This window comes from Streptomyces sp. NPDC057002 (assembly GCF_042673825.1).
In the GTDB taxonomy this organism is placed as follows: Bacteria; Actinomycetota; Actinomycetes; order Streptomycetales; family Streptomycetaceae; genus Streptomyces.
In genome coordinates, this window is the sequence record NZ_JBHURZ010000001.1 from 722981 (window position 1) to 748572 (window position 25592).

General features: G+C 71.6%; 25 protein-coding genes. 10 read left to right on the plus strand and 15 right to left on the minus strand.

Annotated elements, in window-relative coordinates; genetic code table 11:
- The first annotated feature begins 147 nt into the window (after positions 1-147).
- The 3 genes from ACFT32_RS03180 (at position 148) to ACFT32_RS03190 (ending at position 4161) form a co-directional block, all read left to right on the plus strand.
- The gene (locus ACFT32_RS03180) at positions 148-1644 is read left to right on the plus strand and encodes an APC family permease (protein WP_382485194.1); all 1497 of its coding nucleotides are present in this window, start codon (positions 148-150) and stop codon (positions 1642-1644) included.
- Positions 1645-1669: 25 nt separating this feature from the next.
- A complete protein-coding gene (locus ACFT32_RS03185; RefSeq protein WP_382485196.1) occupies positions 1670-3331 on the plus strand; it encodes an amidohydrolase in 1662 nt (553 codons plus the stop codon).
- Positions 3332-3405: 74 nt separating this feature from the next.
- Positions 3406-4161 (plus strand): hypothetical protein, encoded by a 756-nt coding sequence (locus ACFT32_RS03190; protein ID WP_382485197.1) that lies wholly within the window; start codon positions 3406-3408, stop codon positions 4159-4161.
- A gap of 17 nt (positions 4162-4178) precedes the next feature.
- Here ACFT32_RS03190 and ACFT32_RS03195 read toward each other — a convergent pair whose 3' ends face one another.
- Entirely contained in the window at positions 4179-5669 is a 1491-nt protein-coding gene (locus ACFT32_RS03195) for an MFS transporter (RefSeq protein ID WP_382485200.1), read from the minus strand.
- Positions 5670-5869: 200 nt separating this feature from the next.
- Between ACFT32_RS03195 and proP the strand changes: the two genes are divergently transcribed.
- Both proP and ACFT32_RS03205 read left to right on the plus strand, forming a co-directional pair.
- Positions 5870-7366: a glycine betaine/L-proline transporter ProP gene (gene proP, locus ACFT32_RS03200; RefSeq protein ID WP_382485202.1), complete on the plus strand. Its 1497-nt coding sequence runs from the start codon at positions 5870-5872 to the stop codon at positions 7364-7366.
- A 111-nt stretch (positions 7367-7477) separates the two neighbouring features.
- Entirely contained in the window at positions 7478-7891 is a 414-nt protein-coding gene (locus ACFT32_RS03205; RefSeq protein ID WP_382485204.1) for an SRPBCC family protein, read from the plus strand.
- Between the two features lie 20 nt (positions 7892-7911).
- Here ACFT32_RS03205 and ACFT32_RS03210 read toward each other — a convergent pair whose 3' ends face one another.
- The 6 genes from ACFT32_RS03210 to ACFT32_RS03235 all read right to left on the minus strand — a co-directional run bounded on the left by ACFT32_RS03210 (position 7912) and on the right by ACFT32_RS03235 (position 12858).
- Positions 7912-8586 carry a phosphonatase-like hydrolase gene (locus tag ACFT32_RS03210; RefSeq protein WP_382485206.1) on the minus strand — a complete coding sequence of 225 codons (675 nt, stop codon included), beginning with the start codon at positions 8584-8586 and terminating at the stop codon, positions 7912-7914.
- On the minus strand, positions 8580-9704 hold the full coding sequence (locus ACFT32_RS03215; RefSeq protein ID WP_382485209.1) for a TIGR03364 family FAD-dependent oxidoreductase: 1125 nt from the start codon (positions 9702-9704) through the stop codon (positions 8580-8582). The genes ACFT32_RS03210 and ACFT32_RS03215 overlap by 7 nt, the downstream gene beginning before the upstream one ends.
- Positions 9705-9831: 127 nt before the next feature.
- Entirely contained in the window at positions 9832-10587 is a 756-nt protein-coding gene (locus ACFT32_RS03220) for a GntR family transcriptional regulator (RefSeq protein WP_382485211.1), read from the minus strand.
- Positions 10588-10621: 34 nt separating this feature from the next.
- The gene (locus ACFT32_RS03225; protein WP_382485214.1) at positions 10622-11806 is read right to left on the minus strand and encodes a Rieske 2Fe-2S domain-containing protein; all 1185 of its coding nucleotides are present in this window, start codon (positions 11804-11806) and stop codon (positions 10622-10624) included.
- A gap of 102 nt (positions 11807-11908) precedes the next feature.
- Complete coding sequence (locus ACFT32_RS03230) at positions 11909-12496, minus strand: hypothetical protein (protein ID WP_382485217.1); 588 nt, start codon at positions 12494-12496, stop codon at positions 11909-11911.
- Entirely contained in the window at positions 12493-12858 is a 366-nt protein-coding gene (locus ACFT32_RS03235; protein ID WP_382485219.1) for an STAS domain-containing protein, read from the minus strand. Before ACFT32_RS03235 ends, ACFT32_RS03230 begins: the two co-directional genes overlap by 4 nt.
- Before the next feature lie 170 nt (positions 12859-13028).
- Between ACFT32_RS03235 and ACFT32_RS03240 the strand changes: the two genes are divergently transcribed.
- Positions 13029-13478: an ATP-binding protein gene (locus tag ACFT32_RS03240; protein ID WP_382485221.1), complete on the plus strand. Its 450-nt coding sequence runs from the start codon at positions 13029-13031 to the stop codon at positions 13476-13478.
- A gap of 18 nt (positions 13479-13496) precedes the next feature.
- On the opposite strand, the gene ACFT32_RS03245 is transcribed toward ACFT32_RS03240, so the two are convergent.
- From ACFT32_RS03245 to ACFT32_RS03275, 7 genes are all read right to left on the minus strand, one after another.
- Positions 13497-14171, minus strand: coding sequence for a 4-carboxy-4-hydroxy-2-oxoadipate aldolase/oxaloacetate decarboxylase (locus tag ACFT32_RS03245; protein WP_376392077.1), 675 nt, complete (start codon positions 14169-14171; stop codon positions 13497-13499).
- Positions 14168-15379 (minus strand): aspartate transaminase, encoded by a 1212-nt coding sequence (locus ACFT32_RS03250; protein WP_382485223.1) that lies wholly within the window; start codon positions 15377-15379, stop codon positions 14168-14170. The genes ACFT32_RS03245 and ACFT32_RS03250 overlap by 4 nt, the downstream gene beginning before the upstream one ends.
- 5 nt (positions 15380-15384) lie before the next feature.
- A complete protein-coding gene (locus ACFT32_RS03255) occupies positions 15385-16128 on the minus strand; it encodes an SDR family oxidoreductase (protein ID WP_382485225.1) in 744 nt (247 codons plus the stop codon).
- Positions 16129-16162: 34 nt separating this feature from the next.
- The gene (locus ACFT32_RS03260; protein WP_382485227.1) at positions 16163-17473 is read right to left on the minus strand and encodes an MFS transporter; all 1311 of its coding nucleotides are present in this window, start codon (positions 17471-17473) and stop codon (positions 16163-16165) included.
- A gap of 97 nt (positions 17474-17570) precedes the next feature.
- Entirely contained in the window at positions 17571-18557 is a 987-nt protein-coding gene (locus ACFT32_RS03265) for a biotin-dependent carboxyltransferase family protein (protein ID WP_382485231.1), read from the minus strand.
- The gene (locus tag ACFT32_RS03270) at positions 18550-19263 is read right to left on the minus strand and encodes an allophanate hydrolase subunit 1 (protein WP_382485234.1); all 714 of its coding nucleotides are present in this window, start codon (positions 19261-19263) and stop codon (positions 18550-18552) included. The genes ACFT32_RS03265 and ACFT32_RS03270 overlap by 8 nt, the downstream gene beginning before the upstream one ends.
- 1 nt (position 19264) lies before the next feature.
- The gene (locus tag ACFT32_RS03275; RefSeq protein ID WP_382485236.1) at positions 19265-20047 is read right to left on the minus strand and encodes a LamB/YcsF family protein; all 783 of its coding nucleotides are present in this window, start codon (positions 20045-20047) and stop codon (positions 19265-19267) included.
- A 256-nt stretch (positions 20048-20303) separates the two neighbouring features.
- Between ACFT32_RS03275 and nac the strand changes: the two genes are divergently transcribed.
- Both nac and ACFT32_RS03285 read left to right on the plus strand, forming a co-directional pair.
- Positions 20304-21221, plus strand: a complete 918-nt coding sequence (nac, locus tag ACFT32_RS03280) for a nitrogen assimilation transcriptional regulator NAC (protein ID WP_382485238.1) — start codon at positions 20304-20306, stop codon at positions 21219-21221.
- 91 nt (positions 21222-21312) lie between these two features.
- Positions 21313-22320 carry a 2-hydroxyacid dehydrogenase gene (locus ACFT32_RS03285; protein WP_382485240.1) on the plus strand — a complete coding sequence of 336 codons (1008 nt, stop codon included), beginning with the start codon at positions 21313-21315 and terminating at the stop codon, positions 22318-22320.
- 27 nt (positions 22321-22347) lie between these two features.
- Here ACFT32_RS03285 and ACFT32_RS03290 read toward each other — a convergent pair whose 3' ends face one another.
- The gene (locus tag ACFT32_RS03290; protein ID WP_382485242.1) at positions 22348-23574 is read right to left on the minus strand and encodes a DUF418 domain-containing protein; all 1227 of its coding nucleotides are present in this window, start codon (positions 23572-23574) and stop codon (positions 22348-22350) included.
- 211 nt (positions 23575-23785) lie between these two features.
- On the opposite strand from ACFT32_RS03290, the gene ACFT32_RS03295 reads away from it, so the two are divergent.
- Both ACFT32_RS03295 and ACFT32_RS03300 read left to right on the plus strand, forming a co-directional pair.
- On the plus strand, positions 23786-24457 hold the full coding sequence (locus ACFT32_RS03295; protein WP_382485244.1) for a response regulator: 672 nt from the start codon (positions 23786-23788) through the stop codon (positions 24455-24457).
- Complete coding sequence (locus ACFT32_RS03300) at positions 24454-25578, plus strand: sensor histidine kinase (protein ID WP_382485246.1); 1125 nt, start codon at positions 24454-24456, stop codon at positions 25576-25578. The genes ACFT32_RS03295 and ACFT32_RS03300 overlap by 4 nt, the downstream gene beginning before the upstream one ends.
- Positions 25579-25592 lie beyond the last annotated feature (14 nt).

Below are 25592 nucleotides of genomic sequence, written 5' to 3' on the forward strand. Positions count from 1 at the left end.
GACCCGGACTCCTCTCGTCGCACGCGTGTGCAACGCAGTGAACGGCTCCGGCCCGCCTTACGTCAACAGGGTTGACCCAATGTGGACGCCGGTTGTTCCATCACAGTCCCGCGCGGCTCTTCCCACCATTCCCCCCGAGGAGCCTTCATGTCGTCCGCACCTCCTCCAGCACGCCCCGCTCTGCGCCGTTCCCTCGGCGTCGTCGACGGCGTCGCCATCGCCGCGTCCAGCACCGCGGCCACCACCAGCATCGCCATCGGCATGGGCACGATCGCGACGGTCGTGGGCCTCCAGGCCCCGGCGCTGCTGCTCCTGGCGTTCCTGCCGGTGCTCGGCATCGCCACCGCCTACGCCCGTCTCAACCGCTCGGAACCCAACTGCGGCAACGGCTACGTCTGGGTCGGCAGATCCCTCGGCCCCTGGCCCGGCTTCCTGACCGGATGGGTGACGCTGGTCGGCTCGGTCATCTTCTGCGCCTACACCAGCGCGATCATGGGCTCGGTCGTCCTGCTCTTCGCCAACAAGGCCGGCCTGACCAGCCTCGCCGGCATCGCCCTCGATCCGACGTCCACCGGCGTCAGTACGGCGGTCGGGCTGGTGATCCTCCTCGCCCTCACGGCCCTGGCCGTCACCGGGATGCGGGCCGCCACCCGGTTCCAGTTCGTCCTGCTGGTCTTCGAGTACGCCGTGCTGCTGGGCTTCTGCGGCTGGGCCCTGGTCACCGGCGACCACGCCTTCTCCCTCTCCTGGTTCAACCCTTTCGAGATCTCCAGCGGCACCAGCTTCGCCCAGGGCATGGTCCTCGCGGTGTTCTTCTTCTGGGGCTGGGACGCGGCCTTCAGCGTCACCGAGGAGACCAAGCGCCCGGGCGACTCGGCCCGCGGCGGTCTGATCGCCCTCTTCGCCATGCTCGGTCTGTTCCTCTTCGCGTCGGTCGCCTTCCAGCGGGAGATGAGCCTGGCCGAACTCGTCCGCAACGGGCCCCAGGCCCTCCCCTACCTCGGGGCGAAACTGGCCGCCGAGCCCTGGGCCACCCTGCCCCTGGTCGCGCTGATGTTCTCCGCCGTCGCCTCCGTGCAGGCCACCCTGATTCCCACGGCACGCGGACTGCTCGCCATGGGCCGCGACCGCACGATGGGGCCGCTGTGGACCCGGATCCACCCGCGGTACGGCACACCCGCCGTCGGTACGGCCGTCGTGATGTCCGTCGCCGCCGTGGTCGCCCTGGCCGCCTTCGCGATCCCCAAGCTGAGCGACATGCTCCTGGCCGCCGTCAACGCCATCGGCCTGATCGTCGCCCTCTACTACGGCCTCACCGCGCTCGCCTGCGCCGTGCGCTTCCGCACGGCGCGTCACGACGGACCCCGCGAGGCGCTGCTCGCCGTCGGTGTGCCCGCCGTGGCCGGGCTGGTGCTGCTGGGCCTCGGCGGCTACCTCGGATACTCGTACCTGACCATGAGCGATCACTTCGAACTGAGCCCGGACAACGGGTGGTTCATGTTCTCGCTGCCCGCCGTGATCGTGCTCGCCGGGCTGGGCATGGCGGCCGTGGCCAAGTACGTCAGGCGCTCGCCGTACTTCACGACGGGGCACGGCACCGACGCCGACGCCCTCACCCTCCCGATGGACCGCACGGCGGTCTGAACCCACCCCCATGGAGTTCACCCTCATGTCGCACCCCCACGCCACGGGACCGGCCGACCTCGTCTTCACGGGCGGCCCCGTGCACACCGTCGATCCCGCCCGCAGCCGCGCCACCGCCGTGGCCGTGCGCGGCGGGCGGATCGCCGCCGTCGGCCACGACGAGGTGCGCGAGCTGATCGGGCCGCGCACCGAGGTCGTCGACCTCGCCGGGAAGCTGCTGCTGCCGGGCTTCCAGGACGCGCACGTCCATCCGCTGGGCGCGGGCATCGAGCTCGGCCAGTGCCATCTCGGCGACACCGTCGACCCGGCCGAGTATCTGCGCAGGATCAGGGCGTACGCGGACGAGCACCCGGACGCCGAGTGGATCACCGGTGGCGGCTGGTCCCTGGAGGCGTTCCCGGGCGGCTCCCCCACCGCCGCCGCCCTCGACGCGATCGTCCCGGACCGCCCCGTCTTCCTGCCCAACCGCGACCACCACGGCGCCTGGGTCAACAGCCGGGCCCTGGAGCGCGCGGGCATCGACGCCCGTACGCCCGACCCCGCCGACGGCCGCATCGAACGCGACGCCGAAGGCAACCCGACCGGGATGCTCCAGGAGGGCGCGGTCCACCTGGTGGGCCGGCTGCTGCCGGACCCCACGCCCGAGGAGAAGCTCGCCGCGCTGCTGCGCGCCCAGGCCGTGCTGCACTCCCACGGCGTGACGGCCTGGCAGGACGCCATCGTCGGCACGTACGCAAACATGACCGACCCGGCGCCCGTTTACCAGGCCGCCCTCGACCGGGGCCTGCTCACCGCCCGGGTCGTCGGCGCGCTGTGGTGGGACCGTGAGCGCGGCGCCGAGCAGATCCCCGAACTGGCCGCAGCCCGGGACGAGTTGAGCCGGGACCGGTTCCGCGCCGGCACGGTGAAGATCATGCAGGACGGCATCGCGGAGAACCACACCGCCGCGATGCTCGACCCCTACCTGACCGGCTGCGGCTGCTCCTCGGACAACAGCGGGATCAGCTTCGTGGAGCCGGGCGAGCTGCGGAAGTACGTCACGGAGCTGGACGCGCTCGGCTTCCAGGTCCACTTCCACGCGCTCGGCGACCGCGCGGTGCGTGAGGCGCTCGACGCGGTGGAGTCCGCCCGGGCGGCCAACGGCCATCGCGACACACGGCACCATCTCGCGCACCTCCAGGTCGTCCACCCCGACGACCTGCCGCGCTTCCGTACGCTGGGCGCGAGCGCCAACCTGCAGATGCTGTGGGCCGCGCACGAACCGCAGATGGACGAACTGACGCTGCCCTTCCTGGGCGCGGAGCGAGGCGGGTGGCAGTACCCCTTCGGTGATCTGCTGCGCGCCGGCGCGACCCTCGCCGCGGGCAGCGACTGGCCGGTCAGCAGCCCGGATCCGCTCCAGGCCATCCATGTCGCCGTCAACCGGATCTCCCCCGACGCTCCCGGGGGCACTCCTGCCTTCCTTCCGGAGCAGCGCCTCGACCTGGGCACGGCCATCGCCGCGTACACGGCGGGCAGCGCCTATGTGAACCACCTCGACGACACCACCGGCAGCATCACCGCCGGCAAGTCGGCCGACCTCGTGGTCCTCGACCGCGACCCGTTCGCGGGCCCGCCCGAGGAAATCGGCGCGACGCGGGTCCTGGAGACCTTCGTCGAGGGCCGGCGCGTCCATACCGCCGGGTAGAGGCCTGGGCGCGGACGCGCAGGCGTGTTCCAATGCGCCTGCGGGTTCCGCGTAGAACGGGGGGGGGACGAGTCATGGTGGAGTCGCCGGGACGCATGGTGCTGCGGTCCGTGCTCTGGCTGCTGATCGCTGTCGTGGCTCTCGGGTTCGGGGTGGCGTCAGCGCTCCAGATCCGGGGAGCGCTGGAGCGGGAGCGGGAGTTCCGCGCCGCGCCGGCCTGCGCCTCTGTGCCGGTGCGGGCGTCGGGGTGTGTGTGGGAGCAGGAGTTCACGGTCCGCGACGCCGACACGAACCGTGGGGAGAGGAACGCGTCCCCGGAGGCGGAGCTGGTGCCGCCGTCCGGCAAGCCGTGGCAGGTGACGTTCCTGCGGGCCGATCCCGTGGTCTCCGAACTGGAGCCGGACGACAAGGTCGTCGGCCTGATCTGGCACGGGCAGGTCGTGGAGGTACGGGACGCCGAGGGGCGGCGGCAGCAGACGTCCGACGGACCCGTGGGTTGGCCCGAGGATCGTCTGGGCGGCGCGCTGGCCTGTGTGTCGTTCGGCCTGACGGCCTTCGTGGGAGGGCTGTGGCCCCTCCTCGCCCGGGGTGACCGGCGGCATGCGAAGGCGGGCATGGTGGTGCGGTGGCACGGCGTCGGCCTGGGCGCCACCGCGATCCTGACCCTCTGGGCGCAGTCGGCCAATGACTGGCCGATGTGGGCGATACCGGCGATCTGGGGACCGCTCGCGCTGCTCGCCCTGGCCTCCATGACGGCCTTCGCCATCGCCGCCGTCCGCGGCGACCTGGACGATGCCGCGCCGCGGGAAGCCCAACCGCAGACCACCTGAGGTCGGCCGCGTGCGCCTCAGGTCTGCCGGGCGTGCACGGGACTGTTGGCGACATCCTCCGGGCAGGTCCCGTGCGCCTGCCGGGTCCGCCGGTCACGCCGCCAGTCGAACGTCGCCAGGGCCAGGGATGCCGCCATACCGACGAGCCCGGCGCCCAGCGCGACGCCGAGGGCGCCCCGGTAGTCGTCGCTCCCGCCGAGCACCAGATAGAAGAGGCCGGGCAGGGCGGCGGTGCCCACGGCGGCGCCGAGCCGCTGTCCGGTCTGAAGGGCGCCGCCCGCCGCACCCGCCATGTGCACGGGCACATCGCGCAGGGTCATGGTGATGTTCGGGGAGATCACACAGCCGCTGCCGGCGCCGCCGAGGAACAGCAGCGGGGCGGCGGCCCAGGGTGCGATGCCGAGGGGCGCGAGGCGGAGCAGCAGCGCCGTGCCGCCCAGGCCGGCCATCACGGCCGCGAGGCCGCCCACGGTGAGCATGCGTCCGAGCCGGTCCACCAGACGCCCGGCGATCGCGGCCGCGCAGGCCGAGCCGAGGGCGAAAGGCGTCACGGCGAGGCCGGACCGGAGCGGGGAGAAGCCCAGGCCGTCCTGGTAGAAGAGCGCGAAGACCAGCCAGACGCCGCTGAAGCCGACGAAGTAGAGCGTGCCGACGCCGGCACCGACGGCGTAGCCGCGGACGGTCGTGAACAGGCGCGGATCGAGCAGCGGCTGCGTTCCGCGGGCCACGAGGCGGCGCTGCCACAGGGCGAAGGCGACGAGGAGCGCGGCACCGGCGAGGAACAGCCACCACAGCCGGCCGAAGCCGCCGGAGCCCGCCTGGACCAGCGGGAACATGAGTGCGAGGACGCCGAGGCCGAGGAGCAGGACCCCGGGCAGGTCCACATGCCCCCGGCCGGAGCGCCGGGTGCGGGGCAGCAGACGGCGGCCGAGCAGGACGGCCAGGATGCCGATGGGGACATTGACGTAGAAGATCCACCGCCAGCCCTGGGCCCCGTCGGCCAGGGCGAGGATCATGCCGCCGACGAGCGGGCCGACGGCGGAGGAGATGCCGACGGTGGCACCGAAGAACCCGAAGGCGCGCCCGCGTTCGGCACCGCGGAACAGCTGCTGGATGAGCGCGGAGTTCTGGGGCGCCATGAAACCGGCGGCCAGGCCCTGGGCGAGCCGGGCCGCGATCAGCAGCGTGATGCTGGGGGCCGCTCCGCAGGCCGCGCTGAAGACCACGAAGCCGCTGAGGGCCAGCAGGAAGATGCGGCGGCGGTCCAGCGCGTCACCGAGGCGGCCGGCGGTGACGAGTGCGAGAGCGAAGGCGAGCGCGTAACCGGACACCACCCACTGCACCTGCGCGGGAGAGGCGTTCAGGCCGCGCTGGACGGAGGGCAGGGCGACCACCACGATCGAGACGTCCAGCAGGCTCATGAAGCCGGCCACCAGCGTGACCCACAGGGCCCGCCACCGCCGCGGATCCGGCTCGTATCCGGCAGCCTCCTCGGCCGACGCTGTCACCTGGGCTCCTCTCGACCGGGGCCCCGCCTTCACCCCGGAGGAATCGCGTTCCCCCACCAGGGGACGGGCACACGCCACAGCCCGCAAGCGGAACCGGCCGGACGCCGCGAAGATCGTCTGTGACGTGGACGAGCGTTTGAGCGCGCGAGAACTGTGCAGGCGTTGTGCTTGGGAAAACGACCGGCGAAAGGAACGACGTAATGGCGGCGCCCGACAATGACGAGTCGGTGGATCCCGCGGCTGTGAGACGACACCGGGTTCTGTTCCGCGCGATCGAGAAACGACGCCACCCGAAGCTGCGCCGCAGCGACATCACCGTGACCGACGACGCGGCGGTCAAGCGCGCCACGAAGGCCGCCGCCCTCGGCAACGCGATGGAATGGTACGACTTCGGGATCTACAGCTATCTGGCGGTGACCATCGGGAAGGTTTTCTTCCCGTCCGGAAGCGACACCGCCCAGTTGCTCAGCTCCTTCGCGACGTTCGCGGTGGCCTTCCTGGTGCGTCCGCTCGGCGGCATGGTCTTCGGGCCGCTGGGCGACAAGGTCGGCCGCAAGCGCATCCTCTCCCTCACCATGATCATGATGGCGGTGGGGACCTTCGCCATCGGTCTCGTCCCCTCGCACGACGTCATCGGCTTGTGGGCCCCGGCCCTGCTGATCTTCTTCCGGCTGGTGCAGGGCTTCTCGACCGGCGGCGAGTACGGGGGCGCCTCGACGTTCATCGCGGAGTACGCGCCCGACAAGAGGCGCGGCTTCTTCGGCAGCTTCCTGGAGCTGGGCACGCTCGGCGGCTACGTCGGGGCCTCCGGCCTCGTCGTCATTCTCAACAGCGTGCTCAGCGCGGACGAGATGCTGGCGTGGGGCTGGCGCATCCCCTTCCTGGTCGCGGCGCCGCTCGGGTTCATCGGCCTCTATCTGCGGCTCAAGCTGGACGAGACGCCCGCCTTCCAGAAGCTGGAGGGCAGCCAGGTCAAGGCGAGCGAGGCCGCCGACTCCGTGGAGACCTCGGCCACCGGTGACCTCGGCAAGATCTTCACCAGGTACTGGCGGCCGCTGCTGCTGTGCCTCGCGCTCGTCGCGGCGTACAACATCAACGACTACATGCTGCTGTCGTACATGCCGACGTACCTGTCCGACGAGCTGGGCTACGGCACCAATCACGGGCTGCTGATCCTGCTCCTCGTGATGGTCCTGCAGATGTGCGTCATCAACTACGTCGGGCGGCTCTCCGACCGCTTCGGGCGCAAGCCGCTGCTGATGACGGGGATGCTCGGCTTCCTCTTCCTCTCGGTGCCGTCCTTCCTGCTCATCCGGCAGGGCAGTGTCGTCCTCATCGCGCTGGGACTGCTGCTGATGGGGCTGTCCCTGGTGATGATGCTCGGCACGATGTCGGCGGCGCTCCCGGCGATATTTCCCACCCACGTCCGCTACGGGTCCCTCTCGGTCGCCTACAACCTGGCCACCTCGCTCTTCGGCGGCACGACACCTCTGGTGATCACCGCGCTGATCAGCGCCTTCGACTCGACCCTCATGCCGGCGTACTACGCCACGGGCGCCGCCGTCATCGGCGTCATCGCCGTCCTGTGCATGCGGGAGACCGCCAACAAGCCGCTGGCGGGCTCGCCGCCGTCCGTGGAGACGGAGGCGGAGGCGACGGAACTCGTCCAGGCGCAGTCGCCCCAGCCCAAGTTCTGACCGACCTGAAAGGCCCCGTCCGCAGCGTGCGGGCGGGGCCTTTCACGGTTGGGGCCGGGCAGGCCGGGAACGCGGTGCGCTGTACGCCCCCGAGGCAAGGCAGGTGCCGCGATGACCGAGTACGAGCGTTCACGCACGATGCCCGCACAGCCCGAGCATGTCTTCGACGAGGCGGCGAACGTCGGACGGCTCGACACCTGGCTGCCGGAAGCCCTGCATGTGCGGGCCGCGGAACTGCCCGCCGTCACGGTGCACGAGGACCGCACGGACGAGGACACCTCCGCCCTGCTGCGCGCCCGGCGCGATCAGATGCGGATCGAGTGGGGAACCCGGGACCAGGGAAGCTACGCGGGGTGGCTCCAGGTCGCCGGCCTCGGCAGCGGAGCCAGTGAGGTGACGGTGCACCTGTCGTTCTTCGACGCCGGCCACGATCCCGGCGAGCGGGCCGTCGGCGAAGCGCTGGACACCAGCCTCGAACGACTGGAGGAGCAGGTGCGGCTGCGCGTCGACCACGCGGCCGGCTGACCGGCGGTACGCGCTGTCGCTCACGCGAGTACCGCGGGCAGATCCGCCACACTGTCCAGCACATGCCGCGCCCCCGCCGCCCGCAGCGCGTCCGCGTCGTGCGCGCCGGTCAGGACACCGGCGACCACGCCCGCCCCGGCCCGGACCCCGGTGAGCATGTCGTACGAGGTGTCGCCCACGACGGCGATCTGCCGGACGTCGTCCGCCGCCGCCGTACGGAGGAACGCGGTCAGGACCATGTCGGGGAACGGGCGCCCCCGGCCCCCGGCGTCGGCGGGGCACAGGGTCAGCGGCACCAGGTCCTGCCAGCCCAGCGCGGCCAGGATCGCGTCCTGGGTGGTGCGCGCGAAGCCGGTCGTCAGTACGACCGTTCGGCCCTGGGACGTGAGCGCCTCGACTGCCTCGCGCGCACCGGGCAGGGCCGCGATCCGGCCGCCGTCGACGAGTTCCGCGTAGGCCTTCTCGAAGGCCTGGTTGGCCTCCTGGGCCTTCGCCTCCTGGCCGAACAGATGCCGGAACACGGAGATCTTGGACTCGCCCATGGTGGCGCGGACATGGTCCAGCATTGAGTCGGGATCCGCGCCGAGGCGCCGTGCCGCCGCCGCGAACGCCTGCTCGACGAGGCCGCCGTCGGCGACGGTCGTACCGGCCATGTCGAGGACGACGAGGCGGATGTCCTTCGGTGCGTCTACCATCCCAGCTCCTTGGCGGTGGTCTCCGCTATCGCGGGCGAGCAGGTCATGCCGCGCCCGCCGGGCCCGGTGACGAGCCACACCCCGTCGCGCACCTGTTGCCGGTGCACGACCCGGGCGGTGTCGGTGCACTGGGCGTACACCCCGGCCCAGCGGCGTCGGACCTTCGGCAGCGGGCGGCCGAGGAGGGACTCGACGACACCGGCGAGGTGGTCGTAGGGGTCTTCGAGGGTGTCGAAGGCGAAGGGGTGCTCGTACTCGTGGGTGTCGCCGATGGTCAGACCGCCGTCGGCGCGCTGGACCATGAGCAGCTGCATACGGTGGGCTGCGGCGGTCTCGGCCTGCGGCCTGCCGGTATTGAGCGCGCCGAGCGCGGCGGAGGCGTAGGCCGGGTAGTAGCGGAAGCTGTCCGCGTCGGCGACCGAGGTGGTCAGCGGCTCGCCCAGCGGGTCGGTCTGCATCATCTGGAGACGTACGCGGCGCACGGGCAGGCCGGGTCCGGCCAGTTCGCGGACCAGGCCGCCGAGCCAGGCGCCGGTGCAGAGGACGACCGCGTCGCCCCGGTGGACGTCGCCGTGGTCGTCGCGGACGGCGCCCGGGCCGACGACGTCACGGACCTCGCGGCCGGGCAGAAAGCGGTAGCGCGGGGACTTGAGCAGCTCCGCGCGCAGGGCGAGCTGGGCGGTGCGGGGCTCGACTGCCGCGTCGCGCTCGCAGTACAGCGCGGCGCTGAACTCGCCGCGCAGGGCGGGGTTCAGGGCACGGGCCTCGCCGGGGGTCAGCAGCTTGTAGCCGCGGGCGGCGGCGTCCGGGCGGGCCACGGCGGCCTCGGCGACGGCGAGTTCCAGGTCGCAGCGGACGGGGGTGAGGGAGCCGTTCGGACGGAAGCCGAGGGCCGGGACCCGGCCGCCGATCTCCTCCCACAGCTCCCGGGCCCGCAGGGCGGTGTCCAGTTCCTCGCCGCCCGCGCGGCCACTCACCCAGATCTGGCCGAAGTTGCGCAGGGACGCGCCGCGCGCCTCCGCCTCGCGCTCGATCTGTACGACCTCGTGGCCGCGGTTCACCGCCTGCCAGGCATGCATGGTGCCCACCACGCCGGCTCCGACGACTGTCACTCTCACGTCCGACACGCTCCTTGTGCTCGGGGAGACGAGTCCGGCTCCCCACGACAGCGTGAACCCAGTCTGCATATTTGGGCTAGACCCGTTATCATTTCGTGATAGGTGGACGGTGAGACCTGGATGCCTCTCAGCCGTGCAGGCGGGTCGTGAAGGAGAACCGGTCGCCCCGGTAGAGGGTCCGCACCCGCTCCAGCGGCTGCCCCTCCGTGTCCCGGGACACGCGGTGGATCAGCAGCATCGGCAGCGCGGGCGGCGTCCCGATGAGCAGTGCCTCGCGCGGCGTGGCCAGTACGGTCTCGATGCGCTCGTCGGCGTCGCCGAACCGGATGTCCTGGCTCTTGATCCAGGCGTAGAACGAGGAGTCGGGGTCGAAGTCGCTGTCGAGCCGGGGCACCCGGGCCACCGCGACGTACGTGCTCTCCAGGCCCACCCGCTCGTCGTCGGCGAGCAGTACGCGCTCCAGGTGCCAGACGGGCTCTCCCCGCCGCAGGCCGGTCTCGGCGGCGAGCGCGTCCGGGCAGGGGAAGCGGTCGAGGGTGACGAGATTCCGTCCCGGGGTCCTCCCCTGCCGCCGCACACCTTCCGTGTAGCTCGCGAGGGACAGCGGCTGCTCCAGCTTGGGCCCCGCGACGACGGTCCCCCGCCCCTGCCGCCGCAGCTTGCCCTCCAGCACCAGCTCGCGGATGGCCTGCCGGACGGTCTCGCGGGCCACCTCGTACCGCTCGGAGAGATCACGCTCGGTGGGCAGCGGTCCGCCCTCCCCCAACTCCCCGACGAGCCGGTCGATCCGTGCCTTGACCGCGTAGTACTTCGGGACGCGGCCGTGCTCCGGGATGCCGGAGCGGACGGGGGCGCCGGGGGCCTGGTCGTTGGGGTAGTCCACGCGGAGATCGTCGCATGGGCGGCCGGTTCTGCCGTCAGCCCGCCGGGTGAGCGCCGAAAGCCGATGCCCGGCCGTCGCACGCCTGGGCGGTGCCGCACGCGGCGGCCCGGGCCCGGATGGGGACGCCGTTGGAACGCAAGACCTCGCGGACGTCCAGGATCAGGGAGAACACCTCGTGATTGCGGTCCTCGCCCTGCTCGTCCCAGGCCCGCTGCTCGGCTTCGACGGCCATGCGGTCCTCGGCGAACACGCGCTCGGTGAAGCGTCTGATGAACGGCCAGGCCAGCTGGAGCGCGCCGGGCACCCGGGGCTTCTCGATCATCAGCAGACCGTAGGTGTGGCAGACGCGCTGCTCGGCGTCCTCGGGCACATAGGCGGCCCAGAGGCGGAAGGCCGGACGCTCGGCGTTCTCCGGAACCAGGTCGAGCGTCTGGTACGGGTACGCGGTGCGGATGGTCATGACGTCACTGGAGTCGCTGCCCCTGATGCCCTCGGCGGCCAGCAGGCTGGCGCCGCGGTTCCGCTTCCCCCCGGCGTGGGTGAACAGGTAGCGGGCCTCCACCGACCGCGCGTCGGTGCGGTGTTCCAGCAGTTCGGGGTGGAGCTTGCCGACGACGCCCCGGTGGAGGAACTGGTGGTTCATGTCGAGCAGGTTCTCGTGCATGAAGGAGTAGTGGCAGCGCACGGTCCGGGAGTAGGTCATGGTCTTGTAGCTCGGTGAGCCGAAGGCCGGCAGTTCGGGCAGGGCGGTGTCGGCCGCCTTGTCCGGGTCGCCCGGGAACACGAACACCAAGCCGTAGGCCTCGCGGACGGGGTAGCCGCGCACACCGCGCGGCGGCCTGCCGTCGTCGCGGGACAGATACGGGATCTGTGAGATGCGGCCGTCGCCGCGATAGGCCCAGGCGTGGTAGCAGCAGCGGAGGGTGTCGCCCTCCACTACGCCCATGCTCAACGGCACCTGCCGGTGCGCGCACCGGTCCTCCAGGGCGTGCACGGCGCCGCTCTGCCCGCGGTAGAGCGCGATGCGCTCGCCCGCGAAGGCGGTCGCCACCACCCGCTTGCTCCGGACGCCGCGGGACAGCGCGACCGGGTACCAGAAATCGGGGTGCGCCCCGACGCGCCGCAGGTCGGCCGTGCCGGCACCCGGGTCGGGGTTCGGCGAGGGCCGGCCGCTTCCGTCCTCGGCGGGGAAGGTCCTGGCCCTGTCGGTCTCGGTCATACCGCTCCCTCGCACGCACACGCCTGTCCCGGGCTCCTCCATCCTGAACGGCGCGTTCGGCCCACGCCTTGCCCAGCGCGTGCGGACGGGTGAGTTCCGCGTTCAGTGGGCGAAGGGCGGTGCGAAGCAGCCGGACTCCGGGTACGGGCCGTTGGCGACCGCGGCGAAGTTCGTCTTCTGGATGAACGCCGTGACGCAGGCGTCGTCGTGAACGCGCAGGGCGACTCGCGCGCCCTCGGGCGTCACGTAACCGTCGTCCTTCCAGCGTGAGGACATCTCGGTGACGGTGAGCGTCCCGCCGAGCCGCTTGCCGTCCCGCGTGACGCGCTCCTCCTCGTAGCCGAGCCGGAGCAGGGCCTCGCGCACCGTCGCGGGATCCCACGTCCGCCGCTTCCACAGCCGTTCGAGGACCGGCCTGATGCGATCGGCCTCCCGCTCGGCGTCCTTCGCGTGGGCCGGAGACATCTCTCCCGGACGACGGTGGCCGTTGTTCTCGTTGTAGTGCGGGGCCCCGTCACCGGCCCCGGGCTCTACGTACGGCGAGGCTCCGGCGGCGCTGGGCGAGGGCCCGGCGGACCTGCTGGGAGTGGCGCCGGGCGTCGCGCCCGAGGCGTGCAGATCACCGCAGGCGGTGAGGGTCAGGACCGCGACGAGGACCAGCACGGACGTCGGCCGGCCCGGTCCGCTCACGTCAGGGCTTCCTCGACCGTGGGGTGGCAGGCGACGACGGCGTCCAGGCCGACGAGCTGGACGACCCGCAGCACCGGTCCCCGGATCCCGGCCAGGCGCAGCCATCCCTGTGCGGCGTCGGCACGCTGGTGGGTGTGGATGAAGACGTTGATGCCGCTGGAGTCGATGAAGGTCACCCCGCTGAGGTCCGCCACGATCCGGGGCGCCCCGCCGTCGCCGTCCCTGGCCAGCAGGGCGTGCTGCAGTGCGTCCTTGACTCCGTGGTCGATCTCGCCGCGCAGGGTCACGACGCGGATGCCGTCGACGGTGGAGTGTTCGATGGAGAGCCGGTCGGGCCGGCCCGTCCCCTGGTTGTCGGTCACCGTCTCCTCAACTGCGCCTGGGCTGCCCCGTGCAACGTCTGTGCCGATTGTGCCGCACTCTCCAGGCCGGACGCATCCAATCGACTGTGCCGAACAACACGCCCGTGGCATGCATGACAAAGTGAGGGGTACACGCACGTGCGTGAACGGGGAGTAGAAGGACGATGCTGTTGGAGCCGCAACCCGACGGGGACCGTACTGAGCCCGGCGCCCGCCCGACCCAGGTCGGCTATGCCCTGGGCGGGGACGACGGCTGCATCGCGCAGGCCCGCCACCACGCGGCCGACTTCCTCACCCGGCTCCGGGAGGAGCGCGGCCTGGACGTCTCATCGCGTGCCATGGACCTGACCCAGCTGGTCGTCAGCGAGCTGGTCACCAACTCCCGTAAGTACGCCCCGGGTCCCGTCCTGATGGAACTGCGCGTCTCCGGCGCCGCGGTGGAGGTCGCCGTATGGGACAGCGACCCGGCCGTGCCCGCGGCCCGGGCCGCCGACCCCGACCGTGTCGGCCAGCACGGCCTGGAGATCGTCAAGGCCGTCGCCCAGGATCTCGACATCGAGCGGCAGCCGGTCGGCAAGCGCATCACCGCCCGTATCTCCCTGACGGACACGAGGCCCTGACCGGCACGCCCCTCGCCGCTACTCCTCGATCACCAGCCCCTTCGCCGCGAGCAGCGGCTCGAGCCCGCAGATGTCGATGACGGTCCTGCCCGCGCGGTACGCGGCGATGTAGTCGGCCTCGGTGTCGACCCGCTGCTGTGAGGCCGCGGCCACCTCGGCCGCGTCCTCGCGGCGGACGACGACCACGCCGTCGGCGTCGGCCCGCATCACATCACCGGGGCGGACCAGGACGCCGCCGACGGTGACGGGCTCGCACATCGGTCCCACGGTCTCCTTGACCGTGCCCTTGATGGAGATGCTGCGGGAGAAGACGGGGAATCCCAGGGCGCGCAGGTCCTCGGTGTCCCGGACGCCCGTGTCGGTGATCAGGCCGCCGAGCCCCTTGGACTGGCAGGCGTTGGCGAGGACGTCCCCGAAGGAGCCCGCCTCCTCGTAGGCGCCGGCGGAGACGACGATGACGTCCCCGGGGCGGGCGTAGGCGATGGCGGTCTGCAGCATCAGGTTGTCGCGGGGCGCGCACTGGACCGTGAAGGCGGGACCGCAGAGGGACATCCTGTGGTCCACCGGCTTGAGGGTCGAGTCGAGGGCGCCCAGCCTGCCCTGGGCTTCGTGGATGGTGGCTGAGGAGTAGGCGGCGAGGCGTTCGACGAGTTCCGGGGCGGGGCGGTCGAACTTGGTGCTGACGCGGATCATGACGGCCTCTCGGACAGAGTGGTGCAGGCGGCGGCGATGCGCGCGCATGCCTCGGTGAGCACGTCCGTCGATGTGGCGAACGAGATGCGGAAGTAGCCGGGCGCGCCGTACGCGGCACCGTGGATCACCGCGACCTGCCGGCTGTCGAGGAGGTAGCGGGCGAAGTCCTCGTCGTTCTCGATCCGGCTTCCCCACGGGGTGGACTGCCCGATGGCGCCCTGGCAGTTGACCAGGAGGTAGAAGCCGCCGTCGGGGACCGTGCAGCTGAGACCGGGGATGTCGTTGATGAGTTTCACCGTGGCGTCACGGCGTGCGCGGTAGACGCGCACGGTCTCCCGGACGAAGTCCTGCGGTCCGGTGAGCGCGGCGGCGGCTGCGGCCTGGCTCACCGAGGAGGGGCAGGAGGAGGTCTGGGACTGCAGCGTGTTGATCGCGGTCACCAGGTCCGCCGGGCCCACGCCGTAGCCGATGCGCCAGCCGGTCATCGCGTAGGTCTTGGAGACTCCGTTGGTGAGGAACACCCGCTCGGCCAGGCGGGGTTCGACGGCGGCCAGGGACGGGGCGTCCTCCTCGCGGTACCAGATCTCGTCGTAGATCTCGTCCGTGAGGACCTGCACCTGCGGATGGTCGAGCAACACTTGGGCGAGCGCCCGCAGTTCGGCGGTGGTGTAGGCGGATCCGGTCGGGTTGCCCGGGGTGTTGAGGACGACCCAGCGGGTGCGCCTGGTGATCGCCGCCCCGAGCCGTTCCGGGGTGAGCTTGAAGCCGTCCGCCTCGGCGCAGTCGACGACGACGGGGGTGCCGTCGTTCGCGCGGACCATGTCCGGATAGGACACCCAGTACGGGGCGGGGACGATGACCTCGTCCCCTTCGTCCAGGGTGGCCATCAGGGCGAGGAAGATGATCTGCTTGGCTCCCCCGCCGACCGCGATCCGCGCGTCGGTGCACTCCAGCCCGTGGCGCTCACGGAGCTTGCCGGTGATCGCGGCGCGCAGGCGCGGCGTGCCGTTCACTGGGGTGTACTTGGTCTCGCCCGCCTCGATGGCCTCGATCGCCGCGGCCTTGACGTGGTCGGGGGTGTCGAAATCGGGCTCGCCCACGGTCAGGTCGAGGATGGTGTGGCCCTGGCTCTTGAGTTCGCGCACGCGTTGGGCGGCCGCGGTGCTGGGCGAGGGCTTGATACGGCGTACCCGCTCTGCCGTGTCCATGTGGATCAGCCCTCCCTGCGCTCGAAGTTGAGGCCGCCGGGGACCTGGAAGGTGGGCAGGATCTCGATGTGTCCGATGTTGACGTGCCGGGGCGAGTCGACGGCGAACTCGATGGAGTCGGCGATGTCCTCGGGCTTGAGGGACTCGTAGCCGTCGTAGAAGCGCCGCTGGGCCTCCTCCATGTCGCCGAGCAGACGGCCGAAGATCTCCGTCTCCACACGCCCCGGGCAGATCTCGGTGACCCGGACCCGGCGGCCGTAGCCGTCTACCCGCAGCTGGCGGGAGAGGGTGTGCACGGCGGCCTTGGTGGCGTGGTAGATGGTGTTGCCGCCGAAGTTGTAGACGCCGGCGATGGAGCTGATGTTGACGATGTGGCCGAGGTCGCGCTCGACCATGCCGGGCATGAGAAGACGGACCAGGTGCAGAACGGCCTGGATGTTGACGGCGACCTGCTCGTCGACGGCGAACTCGTCGGCGGTCAGGATGTTGCCGGTGCGTGAGACCCCCGCGTTGTTGACGAGGACGTCGATCTCCAGGCCGTCCAGTGCGGCGGTGAGTGCCTCGGTGTCGGTGATGTCGACGGCGTGCGGGACGCAACCGGTGTCGCGGGCGAGGGCGTCGAGCCGTTCGGCGTTGCGCGCCACCGCGTGAACCTCTAGGCCGCGCTTGGTGAGTCGCTCGACGACCACGGCTCCGATGCCGGTCGACGCTCCGGTGACGAGGGCCGTCCTGTAGTCGGAGATGGGCATGCTGCTGTGCTCCTAGAAGTGAGGGAAAGGGGGATCAGGCGTCGCGCAGGGGCAGATGGGCGCGGTCCTTCACCCGGGACACGGCGATCAGGGTGCCGAGGGCGGTGACGACGGCGTAGAAGGCCGGCATGTTGACGTTGCCCGTCTGGGCGATGAGGTAGGTCATCAGCAGCGGGGCCGTGCCGCCGAAGAGCGCGGAGGAGACGTTGTAGCCCAGGCCGTAGGCGGAGTAGCGCACCCGGGTGGGGAACAGTTCGACGAGCAGGATGTGGATGACGCCGGTGTGCCCGGCGAACACGACGGCCATGAGACAGGCGCCGATGACGGCGAGGGCGAGGTTGCCGGTGCCGATCAGCAGGTAGCAGGGGATGCCGACGAGGGCCATGGCGATCGCCGAGCCGGCGATGACCTTCTTGCGTCCGATCCGGTCGGAGAGACGGCCCATGAAGGGGATGGCGATACAGATCGCGACCAGGCTGGAGGCGGTGACGAGCAGCCCCTGGACCTTGCCGAAGTCGAGCTCGCTGCTCATGAACGTGGGCATGTAGCTGAACAGGACGTAGTACCCGGAGCCGTTCATCAGGGGGATGAACAGGGCCAGCAGCATGGCGCGGCGGTGCTCGGCGGAGGTGAACGCCTCCTTCAGGGGGTTCTTGGACAGGCCGCCCTGTTCCTTCAGGCGGTTGAAGTTGGGGGTGTCACTGATGCGCTTGCGGATGTAGATGCCGGTGATGCCGAGCGGGACGGCGAGCAGGAACGGTATGCGCCAGCCCCAGGACTCCATGCGCTCGTCGCCGAGTCCGCTGGTCATGGCGGCGGCGACCAGCGTGCCCGTGAGCAGGGAGAGGAAGGAGGCGATCTGCGCGTAGCTGGTGTAGAGGCCGCGCTTGCCCTCCGGGGCGTGCTCGGCGAGGAAGCTCATCGCGCCCGAGGCCTCGCCGCCGACGGAGAAGCCCTGGGCGACGCGCAGCAGGATCAGCAGGATCGGCGCCGCGATGCCGATGCTCGCGTACGTGGGCAGGATGCCGATGGCCGCGGTGGCGACGCTGATGAGCATGATGACGAAGACCAGCATCCGCTGGCGCCCCATGCGGTCGCCGAGGTGGCCGCAGATGATGCCGCCGAGGGGGCGGAAGAAGAAGGAGACGGCGTACCCGAGGAAGACGAGCATGATGGCGTCGTCGGAGCCGGGGAAGAAGACGGCGGCGAGCGTTCCGGCCATGAAGCCGAAGATGCCGTTGTCGTAGAGCTCGGCGAAGATGCCGACGCATCCCGCGAGGGTGACCTTCCGGGCTGTTCTGGGGTCGACGGTGTTGGGGACTGGCTGAGCGGCCATGGTGGTCATGGCGTCTCCTGTCTTGCGGCGGGCTGGGGACGAGGGGCGGGGGGCTCCGTGCGGGCCGGCGGGGGGCGAAGGGGACGGCTGGGGAGGTGACCGGGTGTCAGGCCGGGTCGGGGGCGCGGATGCGCAGGGCGTCGAAGGCGGTGCGCACGCGGGTGCGCAGTGCGTCGACGGCGCCCCGCTGGGCGCGGTGGGCGGTGACCGCCTGGTCGAGGGTGCGGTGGCGGAAGCGGAGGGTCTGCCCGGGGCGCACCTGCCCCAGGGCGGACAGACCGGTGGCGGTGACGACGGCCAGGACGGGGTAGCCGGCCGTGACGCCGCGGCCGCGGTGCAGCACGAGGAGTTCGTCCCCCGCCGGCACTTCGACGGCGCCGATGGGGACCCCGCGGGAGAGGATCTCGCCCTGGGTGACGCGGCGGGGCACCTCGCCCAGCAGTCGCAGGCCGATGTGGTTGCTGCGCGGGCTGACGGTGAAGGGGGCGTCGAACAGCCGGCTCGCCGTGTCTCCGAACTCGGCCCGGTCGGGGCCGTCGGTGACGTCGATCGTCCAGGTGGCGGGGAACGCGGGGACGGGGGCGTTCAGACGGAACAGCGGGATGCGTGAGAAGGGGTGGTCGAGGGGCGGGCAGGCCGAGCGCAGCACGAGTTCGTCGCCGCTGCTCAGGGCGGGGCCGAAGCCCAGGATGGTGTCGGGGGCGCAGCTGCCCTGGAGGTAGTCGGCCTCGAACGAGCCGAGCACGGCCAGATAGACGCGCAGTCCCTGACGTATGCCGGTGACGCGAAGGGTCTCGCCCGCGCACACGGAGACCGGTTCCCACTGGGGGCGGACGCCGCCCTCGACGGTCACGTCGGCGGGGGCGCCGGTCACGGCGACGAGGATGTCGGCGGAGGGCACGCACGCGAAGTCGAGTGCCGTGATCTCCAGCAGCGGGGCGCGGTCGTCGTTGCCGCACAGGACGTTGGCGACGCGCGCCGAGTGCTGGTCGGCGGCTCCGCCGGCGGGCAGACCGTAGCGGGAGCGGCCGACCCGGCCGAGGTCCTGCACGGTGACGATGCCGGGGGTGCGGATCGTGAGGGTGTCAGCCATGGCAGGCCGCCAGGGAGGTGCCGGCGTGGTCGTCCCACTCGTCGGGGGTGATGGGGACGAAGCGGAAGGTGTCCCCGGGCCGGTAGGCGGTGATCGGGTCGCTGCGGAGGTCGAGGACGCGCACGGGGGTGCGTCCGAGGAGGGGCCAGCCGCCGGGCGAGGGCATCGGGCAGATGACGGCCTGCCGTCCGGCGACGGCGATCGAACCGGGATCGACGTGAGTGCGGGGCGACGCCAGCCGCGGCACGGGTTTCGGGAAGGGCGGGCCGTCCGTCATCGGCGCCCCGGCGGGCGCGCCGAGGCAGCGCACGGTGAGGTCGCTCCCGGAGTGGAGGGCGACGACCTCGCCCTCGGTCAGGCCGAGTTGACGGGCGACCTCGGGCAGGTCGGGCCCGTGCTCGCCGCCGTAGACGACGGGCACGACGAAGCGTCGTGGCGGCGTGGCCGGCGCGGGGTCCGGCCCGAGGCGGGCGGCTTCGTGCGCCACGATCCGCCGGACGGTGTCGTGGTCGGTGCCGGTGCTGTCGAACTCCACGAGCAGGGCGTCGTAGGTGGGCACCACGTCGTGGACTCCGGTGAGCCGGACCGCGTCCAGGGCGTCGGCCAGGGCGTGGACGAGCCGCCAGGCGTCCTCGGCGTCCAGGCCCACGGCCCTGGCGGTCAGGGCGGAGTCACCGCAGTCCGTGATCGTGATGTTGCCGTTCATGTCAGGCGCCCGTCCCGCTCAGCACCTTGTCGAGAGAGGTGATCTCGACACCGGCGGCGAGGAGTTCCGCGCGGATGCGGCCGGCCAGCGCGATGGCGCCGGGGCTGTCGCCGTGCAGCAGTACGGTGTCGCAGGCGACCGGGATGTCCTTGCCGCCGGCGCTGCGGATCACTCCCTCGGTGACCATGCGCAGGGTCCGCCGGGCCACCTCGTCCGGGTCGTGGATGACCGCACCGGGCTCTGAGCGGGGGACGAGGGTGCCGTCATCGCGGTAGGCGCGGTCGGCGATGCCGACGATGCCCACGCGCAGTCCGCGGGCCCGGGCGGCGTCGGCGAGTTCACCGTCCTGTGCGAGGACGATCAGCGACTGGTCGAGGGAGGCGACGGCGTCCACGACGGCACGGGCGTAGTCGGCGCGTACGGCGACCAGGTTGCCCAGGCGTCCGTGCGGGGCGACGTGCTGCACCCGGGTGCCGTGCGCGACGGCGAACGCCTGGAGGGCGCCGATCTGGTACAGCATGTCCGTGCGGACCTCCTCGGGCGTGAGGTCCATCGCGCGGCGGCCGAAGCCGACCAGGTCGGGGAAGCTCGGGTGGGCGCCCACGGCCACCCGGTTCGCCACACAGGTCCGGACGGTGGCGTCCATGATGCGCGGGTCACCGGCGTGGAATCCGCAGGCGACATTCGCGGACGTCAGCATTTCCAGGAGGGCTTTGTCGTCGCCCATTGTGTAGGCACCGAATCCCTCGCCGAGATCGGCGACGAGATCAACCATGGGGGTCATGACGTCCTCCGGGAGAATATGAGGAAGGACAATGCGAGGAAGGGAATGCGATCACGTGTCGGTGATTTCCCGAAATGCATCCTGGCTGGATGTTCCGCTCAACTTAATCCCCTGCTCGCTCGACCGCCAATATGCGTTCGATCTGGCGTTATCGCGAACCGTTATGACCTGCCTCACACCCCCGGCCTCTCTCGGGGGTGTGTTTCGAGGTGGGCCCTCCCTACGATGAGGCTCCGCTCCCCGTGGAAGGCCCCGCATGGACACCAGGCGTCTGTACTCGTTCATCAAGATCATTGACGCGGGGAGCATCACGCGCGCGGCCGACATCCTGCACATCGCCCAGCCCGCGCTCAGCCAGCAGCTGTCCGCGCTGGAGGCGCAGTTCGGGCAGCAGCTGCTGATCCGCAGCAAACGCGGGGTGGCCCCGACCGAGGCGGGCCGGGCGCTGTACCGGCACGCCCAGCTGATCCTCAGGCAGGTGGACCTCGCGCACGCCGCCGTGGAGGTCTCCGGCCGGGCCCCCGCCGGCAGCGTGTCCGTGGGCCTCGCGCCGTACAGCCTGGGCGCGGCGCTCGCGCTGCCCCTGCTGAAGAGCGTGCGCGAGCGCTACCCGGACATCCTGCTGCACGTCAACGAGAACTTCGGCGGGGTGATCAGCGAGGCCATCATGACCGGACGGATGGACATGGCCTTCATCTACGGGGCCGGCCCGCTGCGGGGTGTGCAGTTCGAGCCGTTGCGGACGGAGGATCTGTTCCTGATCGGCGCCCCCGGGGACACGGCCCCGCGCGGGGCGGGCGAGGTGGACCTGGACGAGCTCAAGGACGTGCCGCTGCTGCTGCCCAGCCGCATCCACACGATCCGGCAGGTGGTGGACGCCGCCTTCCAGCAGGCCTCGCTCCTGCCGAACGTGGCGGGCGAGGTCGAGTCCGCGCTGACGCTCGTCAACGCCGTCGACGCGGGCCTCGGCGCCACCGTCCTGCCCTGGTCGGCCGCGCGCGCCATCCTCGACGTGCGCTCCCTGTCGGTGCGCCGCATCGTGCATCCCGTGATCCAGGTGAAGCTGTCCTTGGTGACCTCGGACAACCAGCCCCTCTCGGAACCCGCGCTGGCGGTGCACGACCTGTTCCTCGATCTCATCACGGCCTTTGACGAGACACCGCACGAAGAATAAGAAACCGCAATAGCGTCACACGAAACCACTATTTGTTTCCGGTGGCAGTCACAGCTAGTTTCCTGCGAAAACCGCTGCCCTGGAGACATGAATGAAGAAGCGTGTGCTCACCACCCGTGAAAACCTGCCCGGCAACGGCCTGGACCGTTTGGCCGGGGCAGCGGATTCGGTGGCCTGGCCCGGCGACGGCAAGCCCGGCCCCTCGGACCTCGCGGCGCTCGCACCCGGAGTCAGCGGAATCCTCGCCCTGGGCAACGACCCGGTGGACGGCGCGCTGATGGACGCCGCCGGCCCCTCCCTGCGGGTCATCGCACTGGCGAGCATGGGCTTCGACAACGTCGACCGGGCCGCCGCCGCCGAGCGCGGCATCGTCGTCACCCACACCCCGCGTGTGCTCGCGGAGACCACCGCCGACCTCACCTTCGCCCTGATCCTCGCCGCCCGCCGGCGCATCGGCGCCGCCGGGGCGAGCCTGGCGTCGGGCACCTGGGGTCTGTTCCGGATGCACGACTACCTCGGTCTGGACATCCACGGCGCCACGCTCGGACTGGTCGGCTACGGCCAGATCGGCCGCGCGGTGGCCCGCCGGGCCCACGGCTTCGGCATGCGCGTGCTCCACCACGACCCCTACGCGCCCGACGACGATCTGTCGGCCTCGGTGGGACTGTCCACACTGCTGGCCGAGTCCGACATCGTGTCGCTGCACGTGCCGCTCACCGAGGAGACACGGCATCTGATCTCCGCCCGCGAACTGGCCGCGATGAAGCCCACGGCCACGCTGGTCAGCACCTCCCGCGGTGGTGTCGTCGACGAGGAGGCCCTGCTGCACGCCGTCCGGGAGGGGCGACTGCACTCCGCCGGACTCGACGTCTTCGAACGCGAGCCGATGGGAACGGAGTTGTCACCGCTGGTCGCCGAGCCGAACGTGGTCACGCTCCCCCACATCGGCTCGGCCACCGAGGCCACCCGGGCCGCCATGGTCGACCTGGCGGTCGACAACATCCTCGACGTCCTGGCCGACCGCCCCGCCCGAACGCCGCTGCCGGGGAGCGCGGCGGTGCCCGGCGCCCCGGCCGGCAGCGCCGGGGTTCGCGTTTGAGACGCCCTCCCACGTTTGCCGGCCGGCTCAGCGGACCAGTTCGGCCGGCTTGGTGGTCTTGCCGAGCAGCCACTCCAAGGGGCCTCGCCGGAAGAACCGGGACCACAGCGTCGCGAGCACGGTCACGGCGGCGATGAAGCCGAGCAGCACGTGCGGCGGTGAGCCGGGGAGTTCCCCGATGCCGAGGAACCGGATGCCGACGATGTGGAAGACGTACGCGGTCAGGGACATCGTGCCGACCGCGATCACCGGTCGGGCGAGCCGGTGGAAGCGCGGGAACGCATCCACGGCCGCGAGGCAGCCGACGAGGACCGCGATCGCCACACCGGCGTTGGCGATGACCGAGAGGGTGGTCTCACTGTGCGGGGAGGCCACCAGGAGGGCGGCCGGGGTGTCGCCGCTCGGGTAGCCCCAGGTGTCGGACCACCAGGCGGACGCGGCCGAACCGCCCTCGCCCCAGGCGGAGGCGCTGATCGCCGGCAGGATTCCGGGCACCAGGTGCAGGGCCAGCCAGGAGCCGCCGTACCCGAGCAGGGCCAGCGCGACGCCGGTGACGGCCAGGCGTATGCGTACGGCGGTGGCGGCCAGGTCCAGGCGGGCGACGGCCATGCCGGCGATGACGAAGGGGATCCAGGTCAGGGCGGGGTAAGTGCCGGTGAACAGCAGCGAGACGATGCCGTCGGCGTCCGCGGGCCAGGCCCAGATGCCGACGGGACCTTCGTTCTCGCCGGAGTTCAGGGCGCCTTGGACGACGTACAGCACCTGGGGAAGGACCAGGGCACCGGCGGCGGCGATGATCGCCAGCGGGCGGGCGCTCAGCCGGTACAGCGGCAGGACCAGCAGGAAGTACAGGCCGTAGAAGGCGAGGATCACCTCGACCGGCGTATCGGTGAGCGTGAGCGCGGTGCCCAGGACCAGCAGCACCAGCGCCCGGATCACGACCTTGGCGACCGCCTGACGGCCCGCCCGGCCCCTCTTCGGGGTGCGGCGGCCGGTGATCAGCATGATCGAGAAGCCCGCCAGGAAGGCGAACAGCGCGGAGGCGCGGCCGTGCGTCAGCTCCATGAGGAAGCCGGTCGCTCCGCCCTCGGAGGGGTCGGGGCCGACGTGGGCCGCGTACATCCCGAAGACCGCGAGCCCCCGGGCGAGGTCCACTCCGATGAGGCGTCCCGCCGAGGCGCCTCCGCTCTCGGTGGTTTCCAACCGGGCGGCGGGCGGCGCCGCGAGGGCCGTGTCGTCTGCGTTCTGGGTCATGTTTCCAGGCTCTGGAGCGGCCTGGGCCGGGACTATCCCGCACCTGTCCGGTCCGCCACCCCGGTCGGCGGGTCTGCGTCCCCCGAGTGGCGGGAGCGTCCGGCCGAACCTCCGCACGCGGCATTTCTCGTTCTACGGTGGGTCCGGTGTGCCGATCGGCACCGCCGTGCGGCCGGAGGCGTACGCACAGGGACGACGAGGCGGAGCACGCGTGATCCGGGTAGTGGTGGTGGACGACGAGGCGCTGGTGCGGTCCGGCTTCAAGCTGATCCTGGGCGCCGCGGACGACATCGAGGTCGTCGCGGCCACGGCGGGCGCGGAGGCCGTCGACAGCGTCCGGCGGGAGCGGCCGGACGTCGTACTGCTGGACATCCGGATGCCCGACGTCGACGGACTGACGGTGCTGCGGGAGGTGCGCGCCCTGCCGAAGCCGCCGGTGGTGGCGATGCTGACGACGTTCGACGCGGACGAGTACGTCCTCACGGCGCTGCGCTCCGGAGCGGCCGGATTCCTGCTCAAGGACACCGAGCCCGACCAACTCGCCCAGCTGGTGAGGACCCTGGCCGCGGGCGGCGTCGTGATGTCGCCGAAGGCGTCCCGCGCCGTGTGGCAGAGCCATCCCGGGACCACCGGGGTCGACGACGCCGAGGCAGCACGCGTGGGACGGCTCACCGAGCGCGAGCGCGAGGTGCTCGTCCTGATCGCGGAGGGACTGTCCAACACCGAGATCGGTGCCCGCGTCCACCTCAGCGCGGGCACGGTGAAGGATCACGTCAGCGCGATCCTCACCAAGCTGCGGGTCGGCAGCCGGGTGCAGGCGGCGCTGCTCGCGCAGCGGGCGGGGCTGCTCGACGGGCGACGGCCTTCGGGGTCCGGGCGATGACGACTCGCCGTGCGTGGTGGGTGCGCGTCCCCGAACCGGTCCTCGACGTCGTCATCGTCGCGATCGCGGCCGGGGACGTCTGGTTCAACTTGGACGAGGGCTCCCGCCTCGCGACGGCGGTGGCCGCCGCGGGCTGTGCCGCGCTCGTGTTCCGCCGCCGCTTCCCGCTCACGGTGTTCGCGTGCACGCTTCCGGCCAGCCTGATGCTGGACATCGTCTTCGCCCCGTTCGCCGCCCTGTTCACGCTGGCCGAACGGTCCCGCGACCGCCGTCTGCTCGTCGTGTGCGCGGTGCTGTTCGCGCTGGCGTCGGCCGCGCCCTGGCCCCTGGACGATTTCTCCTCGCTCGACCACACCTGGACCCTCGTCTACTTCTTCTACACGCTCGCCACTGCCGCCGCGCCCGTGCTGCTGGGCCAACTCGTCCAGGCGCGCCGGGATCTGGCCCGTCGTCTCGTCGAGATCGAGGAGGCACGCGAGCACGAGCGGCTGCTGCACTCCCAGGCCGTCCTCGCCCGCGAGCGCGCCCAGCTCGCCCGCGAGATGCACGACGTCGTCTCCCACCAGGTCAGCCTGATCGCCGTGCAGGCCGGTGCCCTCCAGGTCGCCGCCACGGAACCGGACTTCAAGGAGGGCGCCCGCACCATCCGCTCCCTCAGCGTGGACACCCTCGACGAACTGCGCCACATGGTCACCCTGCTCAGGGCCTCGGGCGGGCACGCCACCGCACTCACCCCGCAGCCCACCCTCGCCGACCTGCGCAAGCTCGTGACGACGAGCGGCATCGGCACCGAGCTGCAAGGCGAACTCCCGCCCGACGTAAGCACGCCCGCCCAGCGCGCCGTGTACCGCACCGTGCAGGAAGCCCTCACCAATGTGCGCAAGCACGCACCCGGCGCCACCGCGACCGTACGGCTCTGGTCTGCCGACGAAGGCGAGGCCTTCGGTGTGACCGTCACCAACACACCCCCCACCCGGCCCTCCCTGCCGCTGCCCGGGTCCCGTCAGGGCCTCGTCGGCCTGAAGGAGCGCGCCGAACTCCTAGGCGGCACCTTCGCGTCGAGCCCTACCTCCGACGGGGGGTACGAGGTGAGTCTGCGGATCCCGGCCGACCCGGGCTGACGGCCCAGGACGCG

Bases quoted from the DNA above. Each gene is read 5' to 3' on its own strand.
- ACFT32_RS03180 (WP_382485194.1), top strand. From the start codon at position 148: ATGTCGTCCGCACCTCCTCCAGCACGCCCCGCTCTGCGCCGTTCCCTC.
- ACFT32_RS03185 (WP_382485196.1), top strand. From the start codon at position 1,670: ATGTCGCACCCCCACGCCACGGGACCGGCCGACCTCGTCTTCACGGGC.
- ACFT32_RS03190 (WP_382485197.1), top strand. From the start codon at position 3,406: ATGGTGGAGTCGCCGGGACGCATGGTGCTGCGGTCCGTGCTCTGGCTG.
- proP (WP_382485202.1), top strand. From the start codon at position 5,870: ATGGCGGCGCCCGACAATGACGAGTCGGTGGATCCCGCGGCTGTGAGA.
- ACFT32_RS03205 (WP_382485204.1), top strand. From the start codon at position 7,478: ATGACCGAGTACGAGCGTTCACGCACGATGCCCGCACAGCCCGAGCAT.
- ACFT32_RS03210 (WP_382485206.1), bottom strand. From the start codon at position 8,586: ATGGTAGACGCACCGAAGGACATCCGCCTCGTCGTCCTCGACATGGCC.
- ACFT32_RS03225 (WP_382485214.1), bottom strand. From the start codon at position 11,806: ATGACCGAGACCGACAGGGCCAGGACCTTCCCCGCCGAGGACGGAAGC.
- ACFT32_RS03245 (WP_376392077.1), bottom strand. From the start codon at position 14,171: ATGATCCGCGTCAGCACCAAGTTCGACCGCCCCGCCCCGGAACTCGTC.
- ACFT32_RS03250 (WP_382485223.1), bottom strand. From the start codon at position 15,379: ATGGACACGGCAGAGCGGGTACGCCGTATCAAGCCCTCGCCCAGCACC.
- ACFT32_RS03255 (WP_382485225.1), bottom strand. From the start codon at position 16,128: ATGCCCATCTCCGACTACAGGACGGCCCTCGTCACCGGAGCGTCGACC.
- ACFT32_RS03260 (WP_382485227.1), bottom strand. From the start codon at position 17,473: ATGACCACCATGGCCGCTCAGCCAGTCCCCAACACCGTCGACCCCAGA.
- ACFT32_RS03265 (WP_382485231.1), bottom strand. From the start codon at position 18,557: ATGGCTGACACCCTCACGATCCGCACCCCCGGCATCGTCACCGTGCAG.
- ACFT32_RS03270 (WP_382485234.1), bottom strand. From the start codon at position 19,263: ATGAACGGCAACATCACGATCACGGACTGCGGTGACTCCGCCCTGACC.
- ACFT32_RS03275 (WP_382485236.1), bottom strand. From the start codon at position 20,047: ATGACCCCCATGGTTGATCTCGTCGCCGATCTCGGCGAGGGATTCGGT.
- nac (WP_382485238.1), top strand. From the start codon at position 20,304: ATGGACACCAGGCGTCTGTACTCGTTCATCAAGATCATTGACGCGGGG.
- ACFT32_RS03285 (WP_382485240.1), top strand. From the start codon at position 21,313: ATGAAGAAGCGTGTGCTCACCACCCGTGAAAACCTGCCCGGCAACGGC.
- ACFT32_RS03290 (WP_382485242.1), bottom strand. From the start codon at position 23,574: ATGACCCAGAACGCAGACGACACGGCCCTCGCGGCGCCGCCCGCCGCC.
- ACFT32_RS03300 (WP_382485246.1), top strand. From the start codon at position 24,454: ATGACGACTCGCCGTGCGTGGTGGGTGCGCGTCCCCGAACCGGTCCTC.